Below are 16,427 nucleotides of genomic sequence, written 5' to 3' on the forward strand. Positions count from 1 at the left end.
AGTAAGGGCGGTTGTACGGGCCTGATCTCGTACGAGGCTGAATGCGCCGGTTACTTCTGGTCCTGCACGTTCCCGGGTCCGCGGATCCCGAGGGCCCGGGTCGTCTCCGGGTTCAGCAGGAGCACCAGCGCGGCGACCGCGACGACGGCCAGGGCGATGCCGCCCGGGATGGCCATGCTGTCGGCCTGGAGAAGTGTCCAGGCCACCGGCAGCGCCATGATCTGCGTGATGATCGCGGGACCCCGGCTCCAGCTGCGCTGCCTGAGCAGCCCGCGCGCGGCCAGCAGCGGCAGCAACGCGAGCACGACCAGCGTGACCCCGCCGGTGACGGCCTGCTGCCGGTCGTCCGGATCGCCGGCCAGCCCCATCACCAGGATGTAGACCCCGGCCGCGACCAGCGCGAGCCCTTCAAGGGCGGCCAGCGCCGCCGCGGCGGTCAGCCGTCCGGGGCGGGGGCCCGTCTCGGGTGCGTCCGGTGCGTCCGGGGTAGGGGTCTTCGCAGAGCTCACTCCTGAAGGGTAGCCCTCGGCCCTCCTCCCCCGACTGCCTGATCCCCCCTCGGTATGGGCCGGGTACCACCAGGTAGGTACGCTGCATCGCATGCGTGCACTTCTCGTGGTCAATCCGGCAGCTACTACCACCAGCGCACGCACGCGTGACGTCTTGATCCACGCCCTGGCGAGCGAGATGAAACTCGAGGCGGTCACCACGGAGTACCGCGGGCACGCCAAGGACCTCGGCCGGCAGGCGGCGGAGAGCAAGGACATAGAGCTGGTCGTCGCCCTCGGCGGCGACGGCACGGTCAACGAGGTCGTGAACGGCCTGCTGCACCAGGGCCCCGATCCAGACCGTCTGCCCCGCCTCGCCGTGGTCCCCGGCGGCTCCACCAACGTCTTCGCCCGCGCCCTGGGCCTGCCCAACGAGCCAGTGGAAGCCACCGGCGCCCTGCTCGACGCGCTGCGCGACGGCACGGAACGCACGGTCGGCCTCGGTATCGCGGCCGGCACTCCGGGCACGGAGGACGAGGCGGTTCCGTCCCGCTGGTTCACGTTCTGCGCGGGCTTCGGCTTCGACGCGGGCGTGATAGGGCGGGTCGAGCAGCAGCGTGAGCGCGGCAGGCGCTCCACGCACGCCCTTTATCTGCGCCAGGCGATGCGCCAGTTCCTGGACGAGCCCCATCGCCGGCACGGCATGATCACCCTGGAGCGTTCCGGTGAGGATCCTGTGTCGGACCTGGTGATGTCGATCGTCTGCAATACCTCGCCTTGGACGTATCTCGGCAATCGCCCGGTGTATGCGTCACCTAAAGCCTCGTTCGAAACCGGCCTCGACGTACTCGGTCTCAGTCGGATGTCCACGGCGGCCGTCGCCCGATATGCCACGCAGTTGCTCACTTCGTCCCCCGAGCGGGGCCCCCATGGAAAGCACGCCCTCTCCCTGCACGACCTGACGGACTTCACCTTGCATTCGAAGGTGCCACTCCCCCTTCAGATGGACGGCGACCATCTAGGGCTGCGTACGAGCGTGACGTTCACAGGCGTTCGCCGTGCACTGCGTGTGATTGTGTGAGCAGAAGAGGCTAAAGTCCTTTCACTCGAACGTTTAGACCAGGATCCACCCCATGGAAGTACGGCTGTGACCTAGTCGACACCGAGGAATCAAAAAAAACTTTCCAGAAGGGGTTGTATCCGCCGCTGAGGTTTGCGAGTCTCTACGTGGCGCTCGGGGCGGCCCGCAGAATCGGCCCCACAGAGAGCCAGAACCCCTCCTCACTTCAAGGACGACGCCAGTCCGTCTGGCAGTCGGCCCTTCACTTGTTGAGGGATTCGTGAAAGCGTTCACATTCACAAGCAACCCGCATGTAATACCAAGGAGAGGTAGCAGCCATGGACTGGCGTCACAACGCCGTTTGCCGCGAGGAAGACCCCGAGCTCTTCTTCCCCATCGGCAACACCGGTCCTGCGCTGCTGCAGATCGAGGAAGCCAAGGCCGTCTGCCGCCGCTGCCCCGTCATGGAGCAGTGCCTGCAGTGGGCGCTCGAGTCCGGCCAGGACTCCGGCGTCTGGGGTGGTCTCAGCGAGGACGAGCGCCGCGCCATGAAGCGCCGCGCCGCCCGCAACCGGGCCCGTCAGGCCTCCGCCTGACAACCCGCCCCGCAACAGCCTGAGCTTGGCGGCGCGTACGGCGAGTACGCATCTCCCGCCCCCGAGCCGCAGCGCGCAGTACCCGCCGATGCGCAAGCGCATGAGCAATGAGCCTTGGATCACTGAGTGATCCAAGGCTCATTGCTGTGTTTGGGCTCCGTTGGGAGGCTCGGTTCGGGGTAACGCACCGGACTTCGGTAAGTCCGGCTAGTGCCCCACCGGAATGTCCAGGATTACTCGCGTGCCTCCGTCGGGGGCCGGGACCATGTCGAACGTTCCGCCCAACTCGCCTTCCACCAGGGTTCTTACGATCTGTAGGCCGAGGTTGCCGGAGCGCTGGGGGTCGAAGCCTGGGGGGAGGCCTATGCCGTCGTCCTGGACGGTGACCAGGAGGCGGGTCTGTTTGGTGGTGCCGCCGCGGACCGCCGAGACCTCGACCGTGCCGCGGTCGCCTTCGCGGAAGCCGTGTTCCAGGGCGTTCTGCAGGACCTCCGTGAGGACCATGGAGAGCGGGGTCGCGACCTCGGCGTCGAGGATGCCGAAGCGGCCGGTGCGCCGACCCGTGACCTTGCCCGGCGAGATCTCGGCCACCATGGCGAGGACGCGGTCGGCGATCTCGTCGAACTCCACGCGCTCGTCCAGGTTCTGAGAGAGCGTCTCGTGCACGATCGCGATCGAACCGACGCGTCGTACCGCCTCTTCGAGGGCCTCGCGGCCCTTGTCGGAGTCGATGCGGCGGGCCTGGAGCCGCAGCAGGGCCGCGACGGTCTGGAGGTTGTTCTTCACCCGGTGGTGGATCTCCCGGATGGTCGCGTCCTTGGTGATCAACTCGCGCTCGCGGCGCCGGAGTTCGGTGACATCCCGCAGGAGTACGAGTGAACCGACCCGCGTGCCCTTGGGTTTGAGCGGGATCGCGCGGAGCTGGATCACACCGTCGTCGCTCTCGATCTCGAACTCACGGGGGGCCCAGCCACTGGCGACCTTGGCCAGGGCCTCGTCCACCGGGCCGCGGGACGGGGCGAGTTCGGCGGTGGTCTTGCCGAGATGGTGGCCGACGAGGTCGGCGGCGAGACCGAGGCGGTGGTACGCGGACAGCGCGTTCGGCGAGGCGTACTGGACGACGCCGTCCGCGTCGAGCCGGATCAGGCCGTCGCCCACCCGGGGCGAGGCGTCCATGTCGACCTGCTGGTCCGGGAAGGGGAAGGAGCCCGCCGCGATCATCTGGGCGAGGTCGGACGCGCTCTGGAGATAGGTGAGCTCGAGCCGTGAAGGGGTGCGCACGGTGAGCAGGTTGGTGTTGCGGGCGATGACGCCCAGGACGCGGCCCTCCCTGCGTACGGGGATGGACTCGACCCGTACGGGGACCTCCTCGCGCCACTCCGGGTCGCCCTCGCGCACGATCCGGCCCTCGTCGTGGGCGGCGTCCAGCATGGGGCGGCGGCCGCGGGGGACGAGGTGGCCGACCATGTCGTCCTGGTACGAGGTGGGGCCGGTGTTGGGGCGCATCTGGGCGACCGAGACGTACCGGGTGCCGTCGCGGGTGGGGACCCACAGGACTAGATCGGCGAAGGAGAGGTCGGAGAGAAGCTGCCACTCCGAGACCAGCAGGTGGAGCCACTCGAGATCGGAGTCACCGAGGGCGGTGTGCTGGCGGACGAGGTCGTTCATGGAGGGCACGAGTGCGAGCGTACCTGGGCACTCGGACATGGCCCGAAAACATGGCTCGGCGAGCAAACGGCTGGGGGTCCGGGGGTCGTCCCCCGGAATGATGCAGCACCCGCGGGCCGCGGCGCCTGAGAGGGACCCTCAACCCTCCCGGCACCGCAGCCCGGAGCAGCAACGGCCGTGGGGTGTGCGGTCCCGGTCGGCCGAAGGATGAGGAGCCGGCGCAGTCAGGGCAGAGAGCCCCGGTTCCTCGGTCCGCCTTCCTGTGCGGGGAAGACGGAGGCTTGGTCGGTCAGACTGCTTGATCGTTCCGTTGCGCTTTCAAGCTTTGTCTCTGCAATTGTGGACTAGACCACTCCGCCATGTCTACGCGTTGGCGGATGTTTATTGCTGTGCCTTTATCCAACAACCTCGCGCGCACTATCCACCACGCACCCTAACCCCGGACGGCTCAGGAGTGGGAGCAGATTGCGGTTCTGCTAGATTGGTCTAAACCACAGACGTCGTTGAGTCCCCTCTCCCAGATCTCCTTCAGATCCTTCAGAACGGCAGGCCCAGCGTGGAAGTTGTCATCGTTCCTGACGCCGCGGCGGGTGGCGAGCTCATCGCCGAGGCCATGGCGGAGCTGCTCAGGCGCAAGCCCGACGCCCTGCTCGGGGTGGCCACCGGGTCGACGCCGTTGCCCATTTACGAGGCGCTGGCGGCGAAGGTGAGCGCCGGGGCCGTGGATGTGTCGCGGGCCCGGATCGCGCAGCTCGACGAGTACGTGGGGCTGCCGGCCGAGCATCCGGAGTCGTACCGTTCCGTGCTGCGGCAGCAGGTGCTGGAGCCGCTCGGGCTGGAAGCCAAGGCCTTCATGGGGCCGGACGGGACGGCGTCGGACGTACGGGCGGCGTGCGAGGCGTACGACAAGGCGCTCGAAGACGCGGGCGGCGTCGATCTCCAGTTGCTCGGCATAGGCACCGACGGGCACATCGGCTTCAACGAGCCCTGCTCGTCGCTCGCCTCGCGTACGCGGATCAAGACGCTGACCGAGCAGACCCGGATCGATAACGCGCGGTTCTTCGACGGGGACATCGAGCAGGTTCCGCATCACGTCATCACGCAGGGCATCGGCACCATTCTGGACGCCCGGCACCTGGTGCTGCTGGCCACCGGTGAGGGCAAGGCGGAGGCGGTCGCGGCGACGGTCGAGGGGCCGGTGGCCGCGGTGTGTCCCGCGTCCGCGCTCCAGCTCCACCCGCATGCGACCGTCGTGGTCGACGAGGCCGCCGCGTCGGAGCTGAAGCTGGCGGACTACTTCCGGCACACGTACGCCAACAAGCCGGACTGGCAGGGCATCTAGTGGCCGAGTGCCCCCGCCTCCGGGGTCTCCACGTCGGCCGGCTCGTCCTGGGCCCATAGGCCGGCCACCCACAGCGGCATGATCCAGTGGACGACGAGGACGGCGATGAGGAGGGGTGCGGCGTAGGCCTTCGGGGCGTCGCCGTCGACACCGCCCGTGATCAGCAGGGCGGTCGCCGCCGCGGCCAGGAGCAGGGTCGTCATGCGGTGGGCCCGGGTCACGACGCGGCTGCGTTCCGCCGACTGCCGCTCGTCCAGTACGTGTTCGCGCAGCTCCAGCAGGCCCCGGGTGGCACCGTTGATGATCCCGGTCGCGACCATCCAGGGAAGCAGCAGCACCACCATCGCGACGGCGGGCCACAGCGGCTCGCCCTTGGCGAGGAAGAAGTGGGTCATCAGTCCGCCGATGGCCACGGTGAGCGCGATGTGCACGGCGACGGTCAGACGTCGGCGTGCCGCCGTGGAGTACAAGGCCTGGCCGCGGCGGTCGTTCATGAGCCGCAGCATGCTCCGGTCGTAGCGGGTCAGGCGTGTCGTAGTCATGGCTGGTTCCTCCCGTAGACCTCGTCCGTGAGCGGCCGGAACGGTTCGAGGGAGAACAGGGCCTCGACCGGCAGATTGAAGAACTTCGAGATCTTCAGTGCCAGGTCGAGGCTCGGGTTGTACTGCCCTCGCTCGATGTAGCCGATGGTCTGGTAGTGGGCTCCCACTGCCTCGGCCAGGCTCTGGCGCGACACCTTCCGTTCGGCACGCACCATGGCCAGCCTGTTGTGCACCTGCTCGCTCATGTATAAGAAATACTACATTCGAAGGCAGCCTTACAACCCGCTGCGAGGACTCGCCGTGCACCCGCCTACAAACCGGCGATGATCTCCGCCGCCGCTCGGCCGCAGACGCGGGCCGCCCCGTGCGTGGCGATGTGCAGGGCACCCAGCGGTGGGGACTGGGGTACGCCCATCTCGACCACGATCGTGTCGGGGCGGCCGGCGAGGACGGTGTCCAGGGCGGCGGCCATCCAGGCGTGGCGGTGGGCGTCGCGGACGACGGCGACGATCCGCCGGCCTCCCGCGGCCGCGAGCGCCTCGCTTCCGGCCCGCTCCCCCGCGAAGCTCCCCGTCTCCGTACCCGGCAGCATCCGCTGGAGTTCGGCGGCGACGCCCCACGGGGTCTCGTCGCCGACGGCGAAGTTGGCGACGGGGGTGAAGGCGGCGACGTACGGCGCCTCGGTGACCGGAGTGAAGTGCTCCGCACGCGTCACGGTCAGCGCACGCCGCGCCGCGATCAGGCCGACGTCGACACGGGGGGCACTCTCGGAGTGCCCGGTCGGCAGGGCTCCCGGCCCCGAAGGCGAGCCCGCCGCCGAAGCCGCTCCCCGCCCAGGTCCCGGCTTCCCCGACGCAGCCGTCCAGGCCGCCAGTGCTCGCACTCGCGCCGCCGCATCCGCGAGCCGTTCCTCCGGCAGTTCGCCGGCGCGTACCGCCGAGACCAGCGCGTCCCGCAGCCGCAGTACCGTCTCGTCGTCCGCGAGCCCCCCGCCCACACAGATGGCGTCGGCGCCGGCGGCGATCGCGAGGACGCTGCCCCGTTCGATGCCGTACGTGCCGGAGATGGCGCGCATTTCCATGCCGTCGGTGACGATGAGGCCGTCGTAGCCCAGTTCCTTGCGCAGCAGCCCGGTCAGGATGCGGGGCGAGAGGGTCGCGGGGCGGTCCGGGTCCAGGGCCGGGACCAGGATGTGCGCGGTCATCACCGCGCGTGTGCCCGCCTTGATGGCCGCGCGGAACGGGGCCAGTTCGCGGTCGTGCACGGTCGCCAACTCCGCGTCGATGCGCGGCAGCGCGTGGTGCGAGTCGACCGCCGTGTCGCCGTGGCCCGGGAAGTGCTTGGCGCAGGCGGCGACTCCGGCGGACTGGAGGCCGGAGACGTACGCGGCCGTGTGCCGTGCGACCAGGGAGGCGTCGGCGCCGAAGGAGCGTACGCCGATGACCGGGTTGCCGGGGTCGGAGTTGATGTCGGCGGACGGGGCCCAGTTGAGGTTGACGCCGCAGGCGGCAAGGCGGCGGCCGAGTTCGGCGGCGACCTCCCGGGTCAGCGCGACGTCGTCCACCGCGCCCAGCGCGTGGTTGCCCGGGAACGACGATCCCGTACGCACCTCCAGGCGCGTGACGTCACCGCCCTCCTCGTCGATGGCGACCAGGACGTCGTCGCGCTCGGCGCGCAACTGGGCGGTCAGGGAGGCGAGTTGGTCGGGCGAGGCGATGTTCCGGCCGAAGAGGCCGACGGAGGCGAGGCCCTCGCCCAGGCGGCGGAGCAGCCAGTCGGGGGCAGTCGTGCCCGTGAAGCCGGGCTGGAGGACGGCCAGGGCGTCGCGGGTCAGAGTGGAGGTTCCATCGGTGAGTGTCGTCATCGGTGGCGTTATCCCTTCACGGCGCCGGAAGTAAGCCCCGAGGCCATCTTCTTCTGGACGAGCATGAAGAAGACGACCACCGGGAGGGCGATGAGTGTCGAGGCGGCCATCAGCGCGCCGTAGTCGACGCCACGGGAGGTGGTGAAGTTCATCAGCCACACGTTCAGCGTGTACTTGTCGTTGTCCTGGAGCACCACGTAGGCCAGCAGGTACTCGTTCCACGCGTTGATGAGCGAGAAGATCGAGGCCGCGGCGAGGCCCGGAGCGAGCAGGGGGAAGATGACGCGCCAGAAGGCGCCCATCCGGCTGCAGCCGTCGACCATCGCCGACTCCTCGAGCTCCTTGGGGATGTTGATGACGAAGCCGCGGATCATCCAGGTGGCGAAGGGCAGCGCGGAGACCAGGTAGATGACGATGACGCCCCAGTACTCGTTGAGCGCGCCCAGGCCGTTGAGCTGGATGTAGATGGGGATGAGCATCGCGGTCGGCGGCAGCAGCTGGATCACCAGAAGCGTGATCATGAACGCCTTGCGGCCGGTGAAGTGGAACCGTCCGATCGCGAAGGCGGCGATCGTCGACAGCAGCATCGCCCCGACCACGGCGGTGACGCAGATGATCAGGCTGGACTGGATCGCCGTACCGAAGTTGGGCTGGTCGATGGCCCGCTTGAAGTTGTCGAAGGTGATCGAGGACGGCCACAGGGTCTGGTCGTAGCTGCGGATCTCGTGGTTGGGCCGCAGCGCGCTGACCACCAACCAGTAGACCGGGAAGGCCATCACGACCAGGGCGACGAGGCCGACGAGGTTGTAGACGTGCCGGCTCTTCTTCTTGCGGTCCGGACGCGGTGCCGAACGAAGCCCGGCGCGGGCGGGCGATCCCGGGCGGGAAAGCCGCCCCGGGCGCGTGGACGTCGTGGCGCTCACTCGACCTCTCCGATCTTGAGCAGTTGGCGCAGGTAGTACACGGCCACGCCGGAGAGCAGCAGCACCGTGATGAGCGCGATGGCCGCGCCCTGGCTGAAGGAGTTGGACTCGAAGGCCTTCTCGAACGAGTAGATGCCCAGGAGGCTGTACTCGGGCTCCGGTTCGTTGCCGCGCATCAGGAAGACCTGGCCGAAGACGTTGAAGTCCCAGATCACCGAGAGCGTGGCGACCATCTGGAAGACCGGCTTGATGACGGGCCAGGTGACGTAGCGGAACACACCCAACGCGCCCGCCCCGTCCAGCGCTGCCGCCTCCTCCAGTTCCCTGGGCACCTGGGTGAGGGCGGCGTAGAGGGTGATGGTGACGAACGGGATGGCGCCCCAGATGACGACGGCGGCGATGATCAGGAAGCCCTGCTTGGAGTCGAGCCACCAGTTGTGGCCGCGGAAGTCGAGCCCCAGATACTTCGTCAGCACCATGTTGACGACGCCGTAGTCGGAGTCGGCGAACCAGCGGAAGATCGAAGTCGCCACGAGCAGCGGCATGGCCCACGCGGCGACCAGCGCCGCGGTCAGGGCGAGCCGGATCCACGTACTCATGCGCTGCATGGCCTGGGCGAGGAGCAGCCCCACACCCATGGTCGTGACGACGCAGGCGACCATGAACAGCACCGTGCGCCAGACGACGTCCCAGAACTCGCCGTCGCCGAGGATGTTGGTGAACTGCTCGAAGCCGACCCACTCGGCCGCCTGGCCCGTCCACAACTCCCGGCGCCCCACGTCCTGGAAGGACATGATCACCGTCTTGACGAGCGGCCAGACGAACACCGCGGCGATCGCCACGACCGTCGGGGCTATCAGGGCGTACGGCAGATAGGCGCCCGCCCGCTTCCTCGGCGCTCTCCGGGCCGCCGCCGGCGGGGTGTCGCGGTGCGCGGGCTGCGGAGGGACGGACACCGGAGGGGCGAATGCTTTCATTTCGGCGGCACTCACTGTGCTGGCCTTCCGTTCGAACCGGTAACCGGGGTGCGGGGACAGCGGGCCCGGGGTTGGCCCGCCGTCCCCGACGGATCAAGGCGTCAGGAGACCTCGTTGATCAGCTCGTCGATCTCCGCGTCGGCGGCCTTGGTGGCCTCCGCGACCGACGTGCCCTTGAGGATGTCGAGCAGCATCAGCTCGAGCGTTTCCTTCTTCTCGACCGCGGCCCAGCCCGGCGCGATGGGCGTGAACCAGGCATCCGGCACGGCGTTCGCGATCGGAGCCGTCTCCGGCTTGGTCTTCAGCGGTTCCAGCTGCTTGGTGTTGTTCGGCAGGATGTCCTTCTCGGCGAGCGCCGCCTCCGACTTCTCGCTGGTGAAGATCGAGATCCAGTCCTGCGCCAGGTCCTGGTTCTCGGACTTGGAGACGGTGGCCAGGTCGGAGCCGCCGATGAAGCTGGGCAGCGCCTTGCCGTTCGGTCCGGGCATGCCGGCGGTGAGGATCTTGTCCTTGAGCTTGGGGTTGCCGTTGGCCGCCGGGTCGATGACGCTGCCGGACTCCCAGCCGTTGCCGTAGATCAGGGCCGTCTTCTGGTTGGCCATGACGTTGGCGTGGTCCTGCTCGTCCTTGGTCTGGTCGCCGTTGTTGTACTTCTTGACCAGGTCGACGTAGTGCTGGATGCCCTTCTGCGCCTCGGGCGAGGAGAGCGTGGCCTTCCACTTCTTGCCGCCCTCGTCGTACTCGGCGATCTGGCCGCCGTAGGCGGCGACGTACGACATGGCGGCGTACCAGTAGCGGCCCGGCAGGTAGAGCGGGGAGAACGCCTTGTCCTTCTTGCCGTACTCGGCCTCGAGTTGGCCGAGCGCCTCGGTCAGGTCGGCCTCGGTCTCGGGGAGGGTGGCCTTGCCGGTGGCGGCCTTGAACATGTCCTTGTTGTAGATGGCCACACGCGCACCGGCGTAGTAGGGCACGCAGTACATCTTGCCCTCGTAGGAGCAGGTGTCCTTCAGGCCGTCGATCCAGGTGTCGGAGTTGTCGTACTTCTTCTCGTCGATTTCGCCGAGGGCCCCGTTGAGGATGTACGTCATGGTCTCGGTGTTGCCGAGCTCGACCACATCGGGGAACTTGTCGCCGGACAGGGCGGCGTCGAGCTTCTTGGTCTTGTCGCCCCACTGCTGGTACTGGACGTTGACCTTGACGCCCGGGTACTTCTCGCTGAACTCGGCATTGGCCTGCTTGACCAGCTCCGGCCAGCTCGTCTGGGCGTCCACCATCAGCCAGACCGTCAACTCGCCCTTGCGGTCCTTCGGATCCTCGGCCGCCTCGCTGCCGCCGCCTCCGCACGCCGCGATGGAGACCATCATGCCCGCGACACCGACGGCCGCGATGAGCTTGCGCTTCATGTCACCCCTCCTCGCCTGGCCACCAGTGGTGTAGACCAGTAGCCGAAGGTTGGCCTAGACCTAGAGGGGTGTCAACGGCGAACAGGCCCGTCCGGACGTCCGTTACGAGAACTACATATTCAAGAACCTTTAAGCAGGAAAGTGGCAAAAAGAGCAGGTGGGCTCACTGGCCCCAGGTGGACCACTTCAATGTGGTGGACTAGACCAGAGGTAAGGGTGAACGATATATAGGGGAGATCACGGAGCGTGCGGGAGGACACTCGCACGACAGACCGTGCCACGATGTGAGCCGTGCCGACGCGTACGTCGGCCGCATCGGCACCAAGGAGCCGGGAAGGCAGAGGATGAGCACCGACGTCAGCAGTGCGGAGAACGAGGGTGGGTCCCCCATCCGTACCGCGCGTGTGCCCAAGTACTACCGCCTCAAGAAGCACCTGCTCGACATGACGGAGACGCTGCCGCCCGGAACGTCCGTACCGCCCGAGCGCACCCTCGCCGCGGAGTTCGACACCTCGCGCACCACCGTCCGCCAGGCACTCCAGGAACTCGTCGTCGAGGGGCGGCTCGAACGCATCCAGGGCAAGGGCACGTTCGTCGCCAAGCCGAAGGTCTCCCAGGCACTCCAACTCACCTCGTACACCGAGGATATGAGGGCCCAGGGCCTCGAACCCACCTCACAGCTCCTGGACATCGGCTACATCACCGCCGACGACACCCTCGCCGAGCTGCTCGACATCTCGGCGGGCGGCCGCGTGCTGCGCATCGAGCGGCTGCGCATGGCCAACGGCGAGCCGATGGCGATCGAGACGACACATCTGTCCGCGAAGCGCTTCCCGGCGCTGCGCAGGTCACTCGTCAAGTACACGTCGCTGTATACGGCGTTGGCCGAGGTGTACGACGTCCATCTCGCCGAAGCCGAGGAGACCATCGAGACCTCCCTGGCCACCCCGCGCGAGGCCGGCCTGCTCGGCACGGACGTGGGCCTGCCCATGCTGATGCTGTCGCGGCATTCGCTGGACAAGGACGGGCAGCCGGTGGAGTGGGTGCGGTCGGTGTACCGAGGGGACCGGTACAAGTTCGTGGCGCGACTGAAGCGGCCTCAGGAGTAGCGGCTGAAGCAGCGTCAGGAGTAGTGCTGCAGGCGGTGTAGCGCAACCGCTGTTCCTGCTTTACGGTCCCCCCGTCGCCGCATGGACGGGAGGACCACCCGGTGCGCACCGCGAAGACTCGATCCATCGTCATCTGGGCGCTCGTCGCGCTGGTGGGCGCGACGGGCTGGGCCGTACTGGCGCTCTCGCGGGGCGAGGAGGTGTCGGCCGCCTGGATGGTGGCGGCGGCTCTCGGCTCGTACGCCATCGCCTATCGCTTCTACTCGAAGTTCATCGCGAACAAGGTCCTCAAGGTCGACAAGACCCGGGCCACGCCCGCGGAGCGGCTCAACAACGGCATCGACTTCCATCCGACCGACCGGCGCGTGCTGCTCGGCCATCACTTCGCGGCGATCGCCGGCGCGGGCCCGCTGGTGGGGCCCGTACTGGCCGCGCAGATGGGCTACTTGCCCGGCACCATCTGGATCGTCGCCGGCGTGATCTTCGCGGGCGCCGTGCAGGACATGGTGGTGCTGTTCTTCTCGACGCGCCGCGACGGCAGGTCGCTCGGGCAGATGGCGCGCGAGGAGATCGGCCCGTTCGGCGGCGCGGCCGCCCTGCTCGCCGCCTTCGCCATCATGATCATCCTGCTCGGCGTACTGGCCCTGGTCATCGTCAACGCCCTTGCCGAGTCGCCCTGGGGCACCTTCTCCATCGCGATGACGATCCCGATCGCCCTGCTGATGGGCTTCTACCTGCGGGTGCTGCGGCCAGGGCGGGTCACCGAGGTCTCGCTGATCGGCATCGCGCTGCTGCTGCTCGCGCTGGTCTCCGGCCGGTGGGTCGCGGAGTCGTCGTGGGCCGACGCGTTCACGCTGGCACCCTCGACGCTGGTGATCTGGCTGGTGGCGTACGGCTTCATCGCCTCGATCCTGCCCGTGTGGATGCTGCTTGCACCGCGCGACTACCTCTCCACGTTCATGAAGATCGGCACCATCTTCCTGCTCGCGCTCGGCGTCGTCGTCGCCCTGCCGACGCTGAAGATGGACGCGGTCACGGACTTCGCCTCCCGCGGCGACGGTCCGGTCTTCGCGGGTTCGCTCTTCCCGTTCGTCTTCATCACCATCGCCTGCGGGGCGCTGTCCGGCTTCCACTCCCTCATCTCCTCCGGTACGACGCCGAAGATGATCCAGAAGGAGACGCAGGTCCGGATGATCGGCTACGGCTCCATGCTCATGGAGTCCTCGGTCGCGGTCATGGCGCTGATCGCGGCGTCGATCATCGACCCGGGTCTGTACTTCGCGATGAACGCGCCCGCCGGTGTCATCGGGGACTCGGTGCAGAACGCCTCGCAGGTGGTGGGGAGTTGGGGCTACCAGATATCCCCGGAGGACCTTGCGGCGGCGGCACGGAACGTCGAGGAGGCGTCCCTGCTGTCGCGGACCGGCGGCGCTCCCACCCTCGCGATCGGTATCTCGGACATCTTCTCCCAGATCACCGGGGACAGCCTGCGCGCGTTCTGGTACCACTTCGCGATCATGTTCGAGGCGCTGTTCATCCTGACCGCGCTCGACGCGGGCACTCGCGTGGGCCGCTTCATGCTCCAGGACACCCTGGGCAACGTCTACAAGCCCTTCAAGAACGTGAGCTGGAAGCCCGGGCTCGTCATCACCAGCGGCATCGTCTGCGGTCTGTGGGGCTACTTCCTGTGGGTGGGCGTCCATGAACCGCTCGGCGGCATCAACCAGCTGTTCCCGATCTTCGGCATCTCCAACCAGCTGCTCGCGGCGGTCGCCCTGGCCGTCTGTACGACGCTGCTGGTGAAGTCCGGGCGCCTCAAGTGGGCCTGGGTCACCGGGATTCCGCTGGCCTGGGATGCCACGGTGACGCTGACGGCGAGCTGGCAGAAGGTGTTCTCCAGCGATCCGCGCGTCGGCTTCTTCAAGCAGCGCTCGGTTTACCAGGACGCGATCGACCGGGGTGAGGTGCTCACGCCGGCCAAAACCATGGACGACATGCGTACCGTCGTCACCAACTCCACCGTGGACGGCGTCCTTTCGGCGGTCCTCGCACTGCTCATAGTGATCGTGATCGTGGACGCGGCCAGGGTATGCATCAGGCATGTACGCCGCCCCGCGCTCTCCACGCTCAGCGAGGCACCGTACGTGGAGTCGAAGATCGTCGCCCCGGCCGGGCTGATCCCGACCCGGCAGGAGAAGGAGGAGGAACGTGATGCTGTCGGGGCTGCTCCGGGTTCTTAGGTCGGTGCGGTGGTACGTACGGGAGTTGACCGACGAGTCCGCGTACGACCGTTACGCCACCCATGTCCGTACGGCACATCCGGACGCACTCCTGCCGTCCCGTCGCGAGTTCGAGCGGGAGCGTACTGAGCGGCAGGAGTCGGATCCCCGGCAGGGGTTCCGTTGTTGCTGATCACACGCGGTCGCCACGGAATGCGCACATCTACTTCCGTATTCCGGACGGGGGTTCCATGAGGCGGAACTGTCCCTTAGATTTCCTGCGCATTGCAAGGTGATCAGCGAGGGGACGGAGTCGCCATATGTCAGAAACGTCCGATGCGCCAAGAGCGTCTGAAGTGAAGCCACCGGTGGTGACGCCGGTCCGTGTGGTGATCGGCCTCTGCCTGTTCGCGCCGTTCGTGGCGATGCTCTGGGTGGGCTCGTACGCCAAGACGGACCCCACGTTCATCGGCATCCCGTTCTTCTACTGGTACCAGATGGCCTGGGTGGTCATCTCCACGGCGCTCACGATGACCGCGTACCAGCTGTGGCAGCGTGACCAGCGCGCCCGCAAGGCCGCCCGGTCCGAGGCCTCCCAGAACGGGGGTGCGTCGGCATGAAGGACGGCGTGAACGGCGTCGCACTCGCCGTCTTCATCTTCTTCTTCCTGGCCGTCACGGTCATGGGCTTCCTGGCCTCGCGCTGGCGCAGGGCCGAGAACGAGAACAGCCTCGACGAATGGGGCCTGGGCGGACGGTCGTTCGGCACCTGGGTCACCTGGTTCCTGCTCGGCGGCGACCTCTACACGGCGTACACCTTCGTGGCGGTCCCGGCGGCGATCTACGCGGCGGGCGCGGCCGGCTTCTTCGCCGTGCCGTACACGATCCTCATCTACCCCCTGATCTTCACCTTCCTGCCGCGGCTGTGGTCGGTGTCGCACAAGCACGGGTATGTGACGACCTCGGACTTCGTGCGCGGGCGGTTCGGCTCGAAGAGCCTGTCGCTGGCGGTGGCCGTGACCGGCATCCTCGCCACGATGCCGTACATCGCGCTCCAACTGGTCGGCATCCAGGCGGTCCTTGACGTGATGGGCGTCGGCGGCGGCGAGAACACGAACTGGTTCATCAAGGACCTGCCGCTGCTCATCGCCTTCGGCGTGCTGGCCGCATACACGTACTCGTCCGGTCTTCGCGCCCCGGCCCTCATCGCGTTCGTGAAGGACACCCTGATCTACATCGTGATCGCGGTGGCCATCATCTACATCCCGATCAAGCTGGGCGGCTTCGACGACATCTTCGCCGCGGCCAGCAACGCGTACAGCCAGACCAACGAGGCGACAGGGGCACCGCGCGGTGCGCTGGTCCCGGCCGAGGCGGGCCAATGGACGTACGCCACGCTGGCGTTGGGCTCCGCGCTCGCGCTGTTCATGTACCCGCACTCGATCACGGCGACGCTGTCCTCGCGCAGCCGTGAGGTGATCCGCCGCAACACCACGATCCTGCCGCTGTACTCCCTGATGCTGGGCCTGCTCGCGCTGCTGGGCTTCATGGCGATCGCGGCCGGAATCAAGGTGGAGAACGGTCAGCTGGCGATCCCTCAGCTCTTCGAGAACATGTTCCCCGACTGGTTCGCGGGTGTCGCCTTCGCGGCGATCGGCATCGGCGCGCTCGTACCGGCGGCGATCATGTCCATCGCGGCGGCGAACCTCTTCACCCGCAACATCTACAAGGACTTCATCAAGCCCGACGCGACCGCGGCTCAGGAGACCAAGGTCTCCAAGCTCGTCTCGCTGCTTGTGAAGGTGGGCGCGCTGGCCTTCGTCCTGACCATGGACAAGACGGTCGCGATCAACTTCCAGCTCCTGGGCGGCATCTGGATCCTCCAGACCTTCCCCGCCCTGGTAGGCGGCCTGTTCACCCGCTGGTTCCACCGCTGGGCGCTGCTCGCGGGCTGGGCGGTCGGCATGGTGTACGGCACGGTGGCCGCGTACGGGGTCGCCTCGCCGACCCAGAAGCATTTCGGCGGCTCCAACGCGGAGATTCCGGGGCTCGGGGAGATGGGGTACATCGGGCTGACGGCGTTCGTCCTGAACGTGGTGGTGACGGTGGTCCTGACCTTCGTGCTGCGCGCGGCGAAGGCGCCTGACGGTATCGACGAGACGTCGGCGGGGGACTACACGGCGGATGCGGGGGATGCGGGGGTGCAGGTGGAGTTGCCGCCGGCTACGGCGGGGGCG

General features: G+C 67.7%; 16 protein-coding genes. 8 read left to right on the plus strand and 8 right to left on the minus strand.

Annotated features, from left to right (window positions below; genetic code table 11):
• Window positions 1-50: 50 nt before the first annotated feature.
• On the minus strand, window positions 51-509 hold the full coding sequence (locus G6048_RS24715) for a hypothetical protein (protein WP_165341784.1): 459 nt from the start codon (window positions 507-509) through the stop codon (window positions 51-53).
• A gap of 91 nt (window positions 510-600) precedes the next feature.
• Here G6048_RS24715 and G6048_RS24720 point away from each other — a divergent pair, with 91 nt between their 5' ends.
• Together G6048_RS24720 and G6048_RS24725 are read left to right on the plus strand one after the other, a co-directional pair.
• On the plus strand, window positions 601-1,569 hold the full coding sequence (locus G6048_RS24720) for a diacylglycerol/lipid kinase family protein (RefSeq protein WP_165341785.1): 969 nt from the start codon (window positions 601-603) through the stop codon (window positions 1,567-1,569).
• Between the two features lie 317 nt (window positions 1,570-1,886).
• Entirely contained in the window at window positions 1,887-2,144 is a 258-nt protein-coding gene (locus tag G6048_RS24725; protein WP_016639615.1) for a WhiB family transcriptional regulator, read from the plus strand.
• A 207-nt stretch (window positions 2,145-2,351) separates the two neighbouring features.
• On the opposite strand, the gene G6048_RS24730 is transcribed toward G6048_RS24725, so the two are convergent.
• On the minus strand, window positions 2,352-3,812 hold the full coding sequence (locus G6048_RS24730; RefSeq protein ID WP_165341798.1) for a sensor histidine kinase: 1,461 nt from the start codon (window positions 3,810-3,812) through the stop codon (window positions 2,352-2,354).
• A 556-nt stretch (window positions 3,813-4,368) separates the two neighbouring features.
• Here G6048_RS24730 and nagB point away from each other — a divergent pair.
• Window positions 4,369-5,154, plus strand: coding sequence for a glucosamine-6-phosphate deaminase (gene nagB, locus G6048_RS24735; protein WP_165341786.1), 786 nt, complete (start codon window positions 4,369-4,371; stop codon window positions 5,152-5,154).
• Here the strand turns inward: nagB and G6048_RS24740 are convergent.
• The 6 genes from G6048_RS24740 to G6048_RS24765 all read right to left on the minus strand — a co-directional run bounded on the left by G6048_RS24740 (window position 5,151) and on the right by G6048_RS24765 (window position 10,863).
• Complete coding sequence (locus G6048_RS24740; protein ID WP_165341787.1) at window positions 5,151-5,696, minus strand: hypothetical protein; 546 nt, start codon at window positions 5,694-5,696, stop codon at window positions 5,151-5,153. The two genes, nagB and G6048_RS24740, sit on opposite strands and share 4 nt — an antisense overlap.
• On the minus strand, window positions 5,693-5,941 hold the full coding sequence (locus G6048_RS24745; protein WP_059416565.1) for a helix-turn-helix transcriptional regulator: 249 nt from the start codon (window positions 5,939-5,941) through the stop codon (window positions 5,693-5,695). The genes G6048_RS24740 and G6048_RS24745 overlap by 4 nt, the downstream gene beginning before the upstream one ends.
• A gap of 65 nt (window positions 5,942-6,006) precedes the next feature.
• On the minus strand, window positions 6,007-7,560 hold the full coding sequence (locus G6048_RS24750) for a glycoside hydrolase family 3 protein (RefSeq protein ID WP_165341788.1): 1,554 nt from the start codon (window positions 7,558-7,560) through the stop codon (window positions 6,007-6,009).
• Between the two features lie 8 nt (window positions 7,561-7,568).
• Window positions 7,569-8,483, minus strand: a complete 915-nt coding sequence (locus G6048_RS24755) for a carbohydrate ABC transporter permease (RefSeq protein ID WP_165341789.1) — start codon at window positions 8,481-8,483, stop codon at window positions 7,569-7,571.
• The gene (locus tag G6048_RS24760; RefSeq protein WP_328826873.1) at window positions 8,480-9,475 is read right to left on the minus strand and encodes a carbohydrate ABC transporter permease; all 996 of its coding nucleotides are present in this window, start codon (window positions 9,473-9,475) and stop codon (window positions 8,480-8,482) included. The genes G6048_RS24755 and G6048_RS24760 overlap by 4 nt, the downstream gene beginning before the upstream one ends.
• An 86-nt stretch (window positions 9,476-9,561) precedes the next feature.
• On the minus strand, window positions 9,562-10,863 hold the full coding sequence (locus tag G6048_RS24765) for a sugar ABC transporter substrate-binding protein (RefSeq protein ID WP_165341791.1): 1,302 nt from the start codon (window positions 10,861-10,863) through the stop codon (window positions 9,562-9,564).
• A gap of 344 nt (window positions 10,864-11,207) precedes the next feature.
• On the opposite strand from G6048_RS24765, the gene G6048_RS24770 reads away from it, so the two are divergent.
• The 5 genes from G6048_RS24770 to mctP all read left to right on the plus strand — a co-directional run.
• Window positions 11,208-11,972: a GntR family transcriptional regulator gene (locus G6048_RS24770; RefSeq protein WP_165341799.1), complete on the plus strand. Its 765-nt coding sequence runs from the start codon at window positions 11,208-11,210 to the stop codon at window positions 11,970-11,972.
• Between the two features lie 101 nt (window positions 11,973-12,073).
• The gene (locus tag G6048_RS24775) at window positions 12,074-14,212 is read left to right on the plus strand and encodes a carbon starvation CstA family protein (RefSeq protein WP_165341792.1); all 2,139 of its coding nucleotides are present in this window, start codon (window positions 12,074-12,076) and stop codon (window positions 14,210-14,212) included.
• Window positions 14,184-14,384, plus strand: coding sequence for a CstA-like transporter-associated (seleno)protein (locus G6048_RS24780; RefSeq protein ID WP_206342088.1), 201 nt, complete (start codon window positions 14,184-14,186; stop codon window positions 14,382-14,384). Before G6048_RS24775 ends, G6048_RS24780 begins: the two co-directional genes overlap by 29 nt.
• A gap of 127 nt (window positions 14,385-14,511) precedes the next feature.
• Window positions 14,512-14,811: a DUF3311 domain-containing protein gene (locus G6048_RS24785; RefSeq protein ID WP_165341793.1), complete on the plus strand. Its 300-nt coding sequence runs from the start codon at window positions 14,512-14,514 to the stop codon at window positions 14,809-14,811.
• Window positions 14,808-16,427, plus strand: a 1,620-nt coding sequence (gene mctP / locus G6048_RS24790; RefSeq protein ID WP_165341794.1) for a monocarboxylate uptake permease MctP, incomplete at its 3' end; no start/stop codon positions are given. The genes G6048_RS24785 and mctP, both read left to right, overlap by 4 nt.

The organism is Streptomyces ureilyticus (assembly GCF_011045025.1).
Taxonomy (GTDB): Bacteria; Actinomycetota; Actinomycetes; order Streptomycetales; family Streptomycetaceae; genus Streptomyces; species Streptomyces ureilyticus.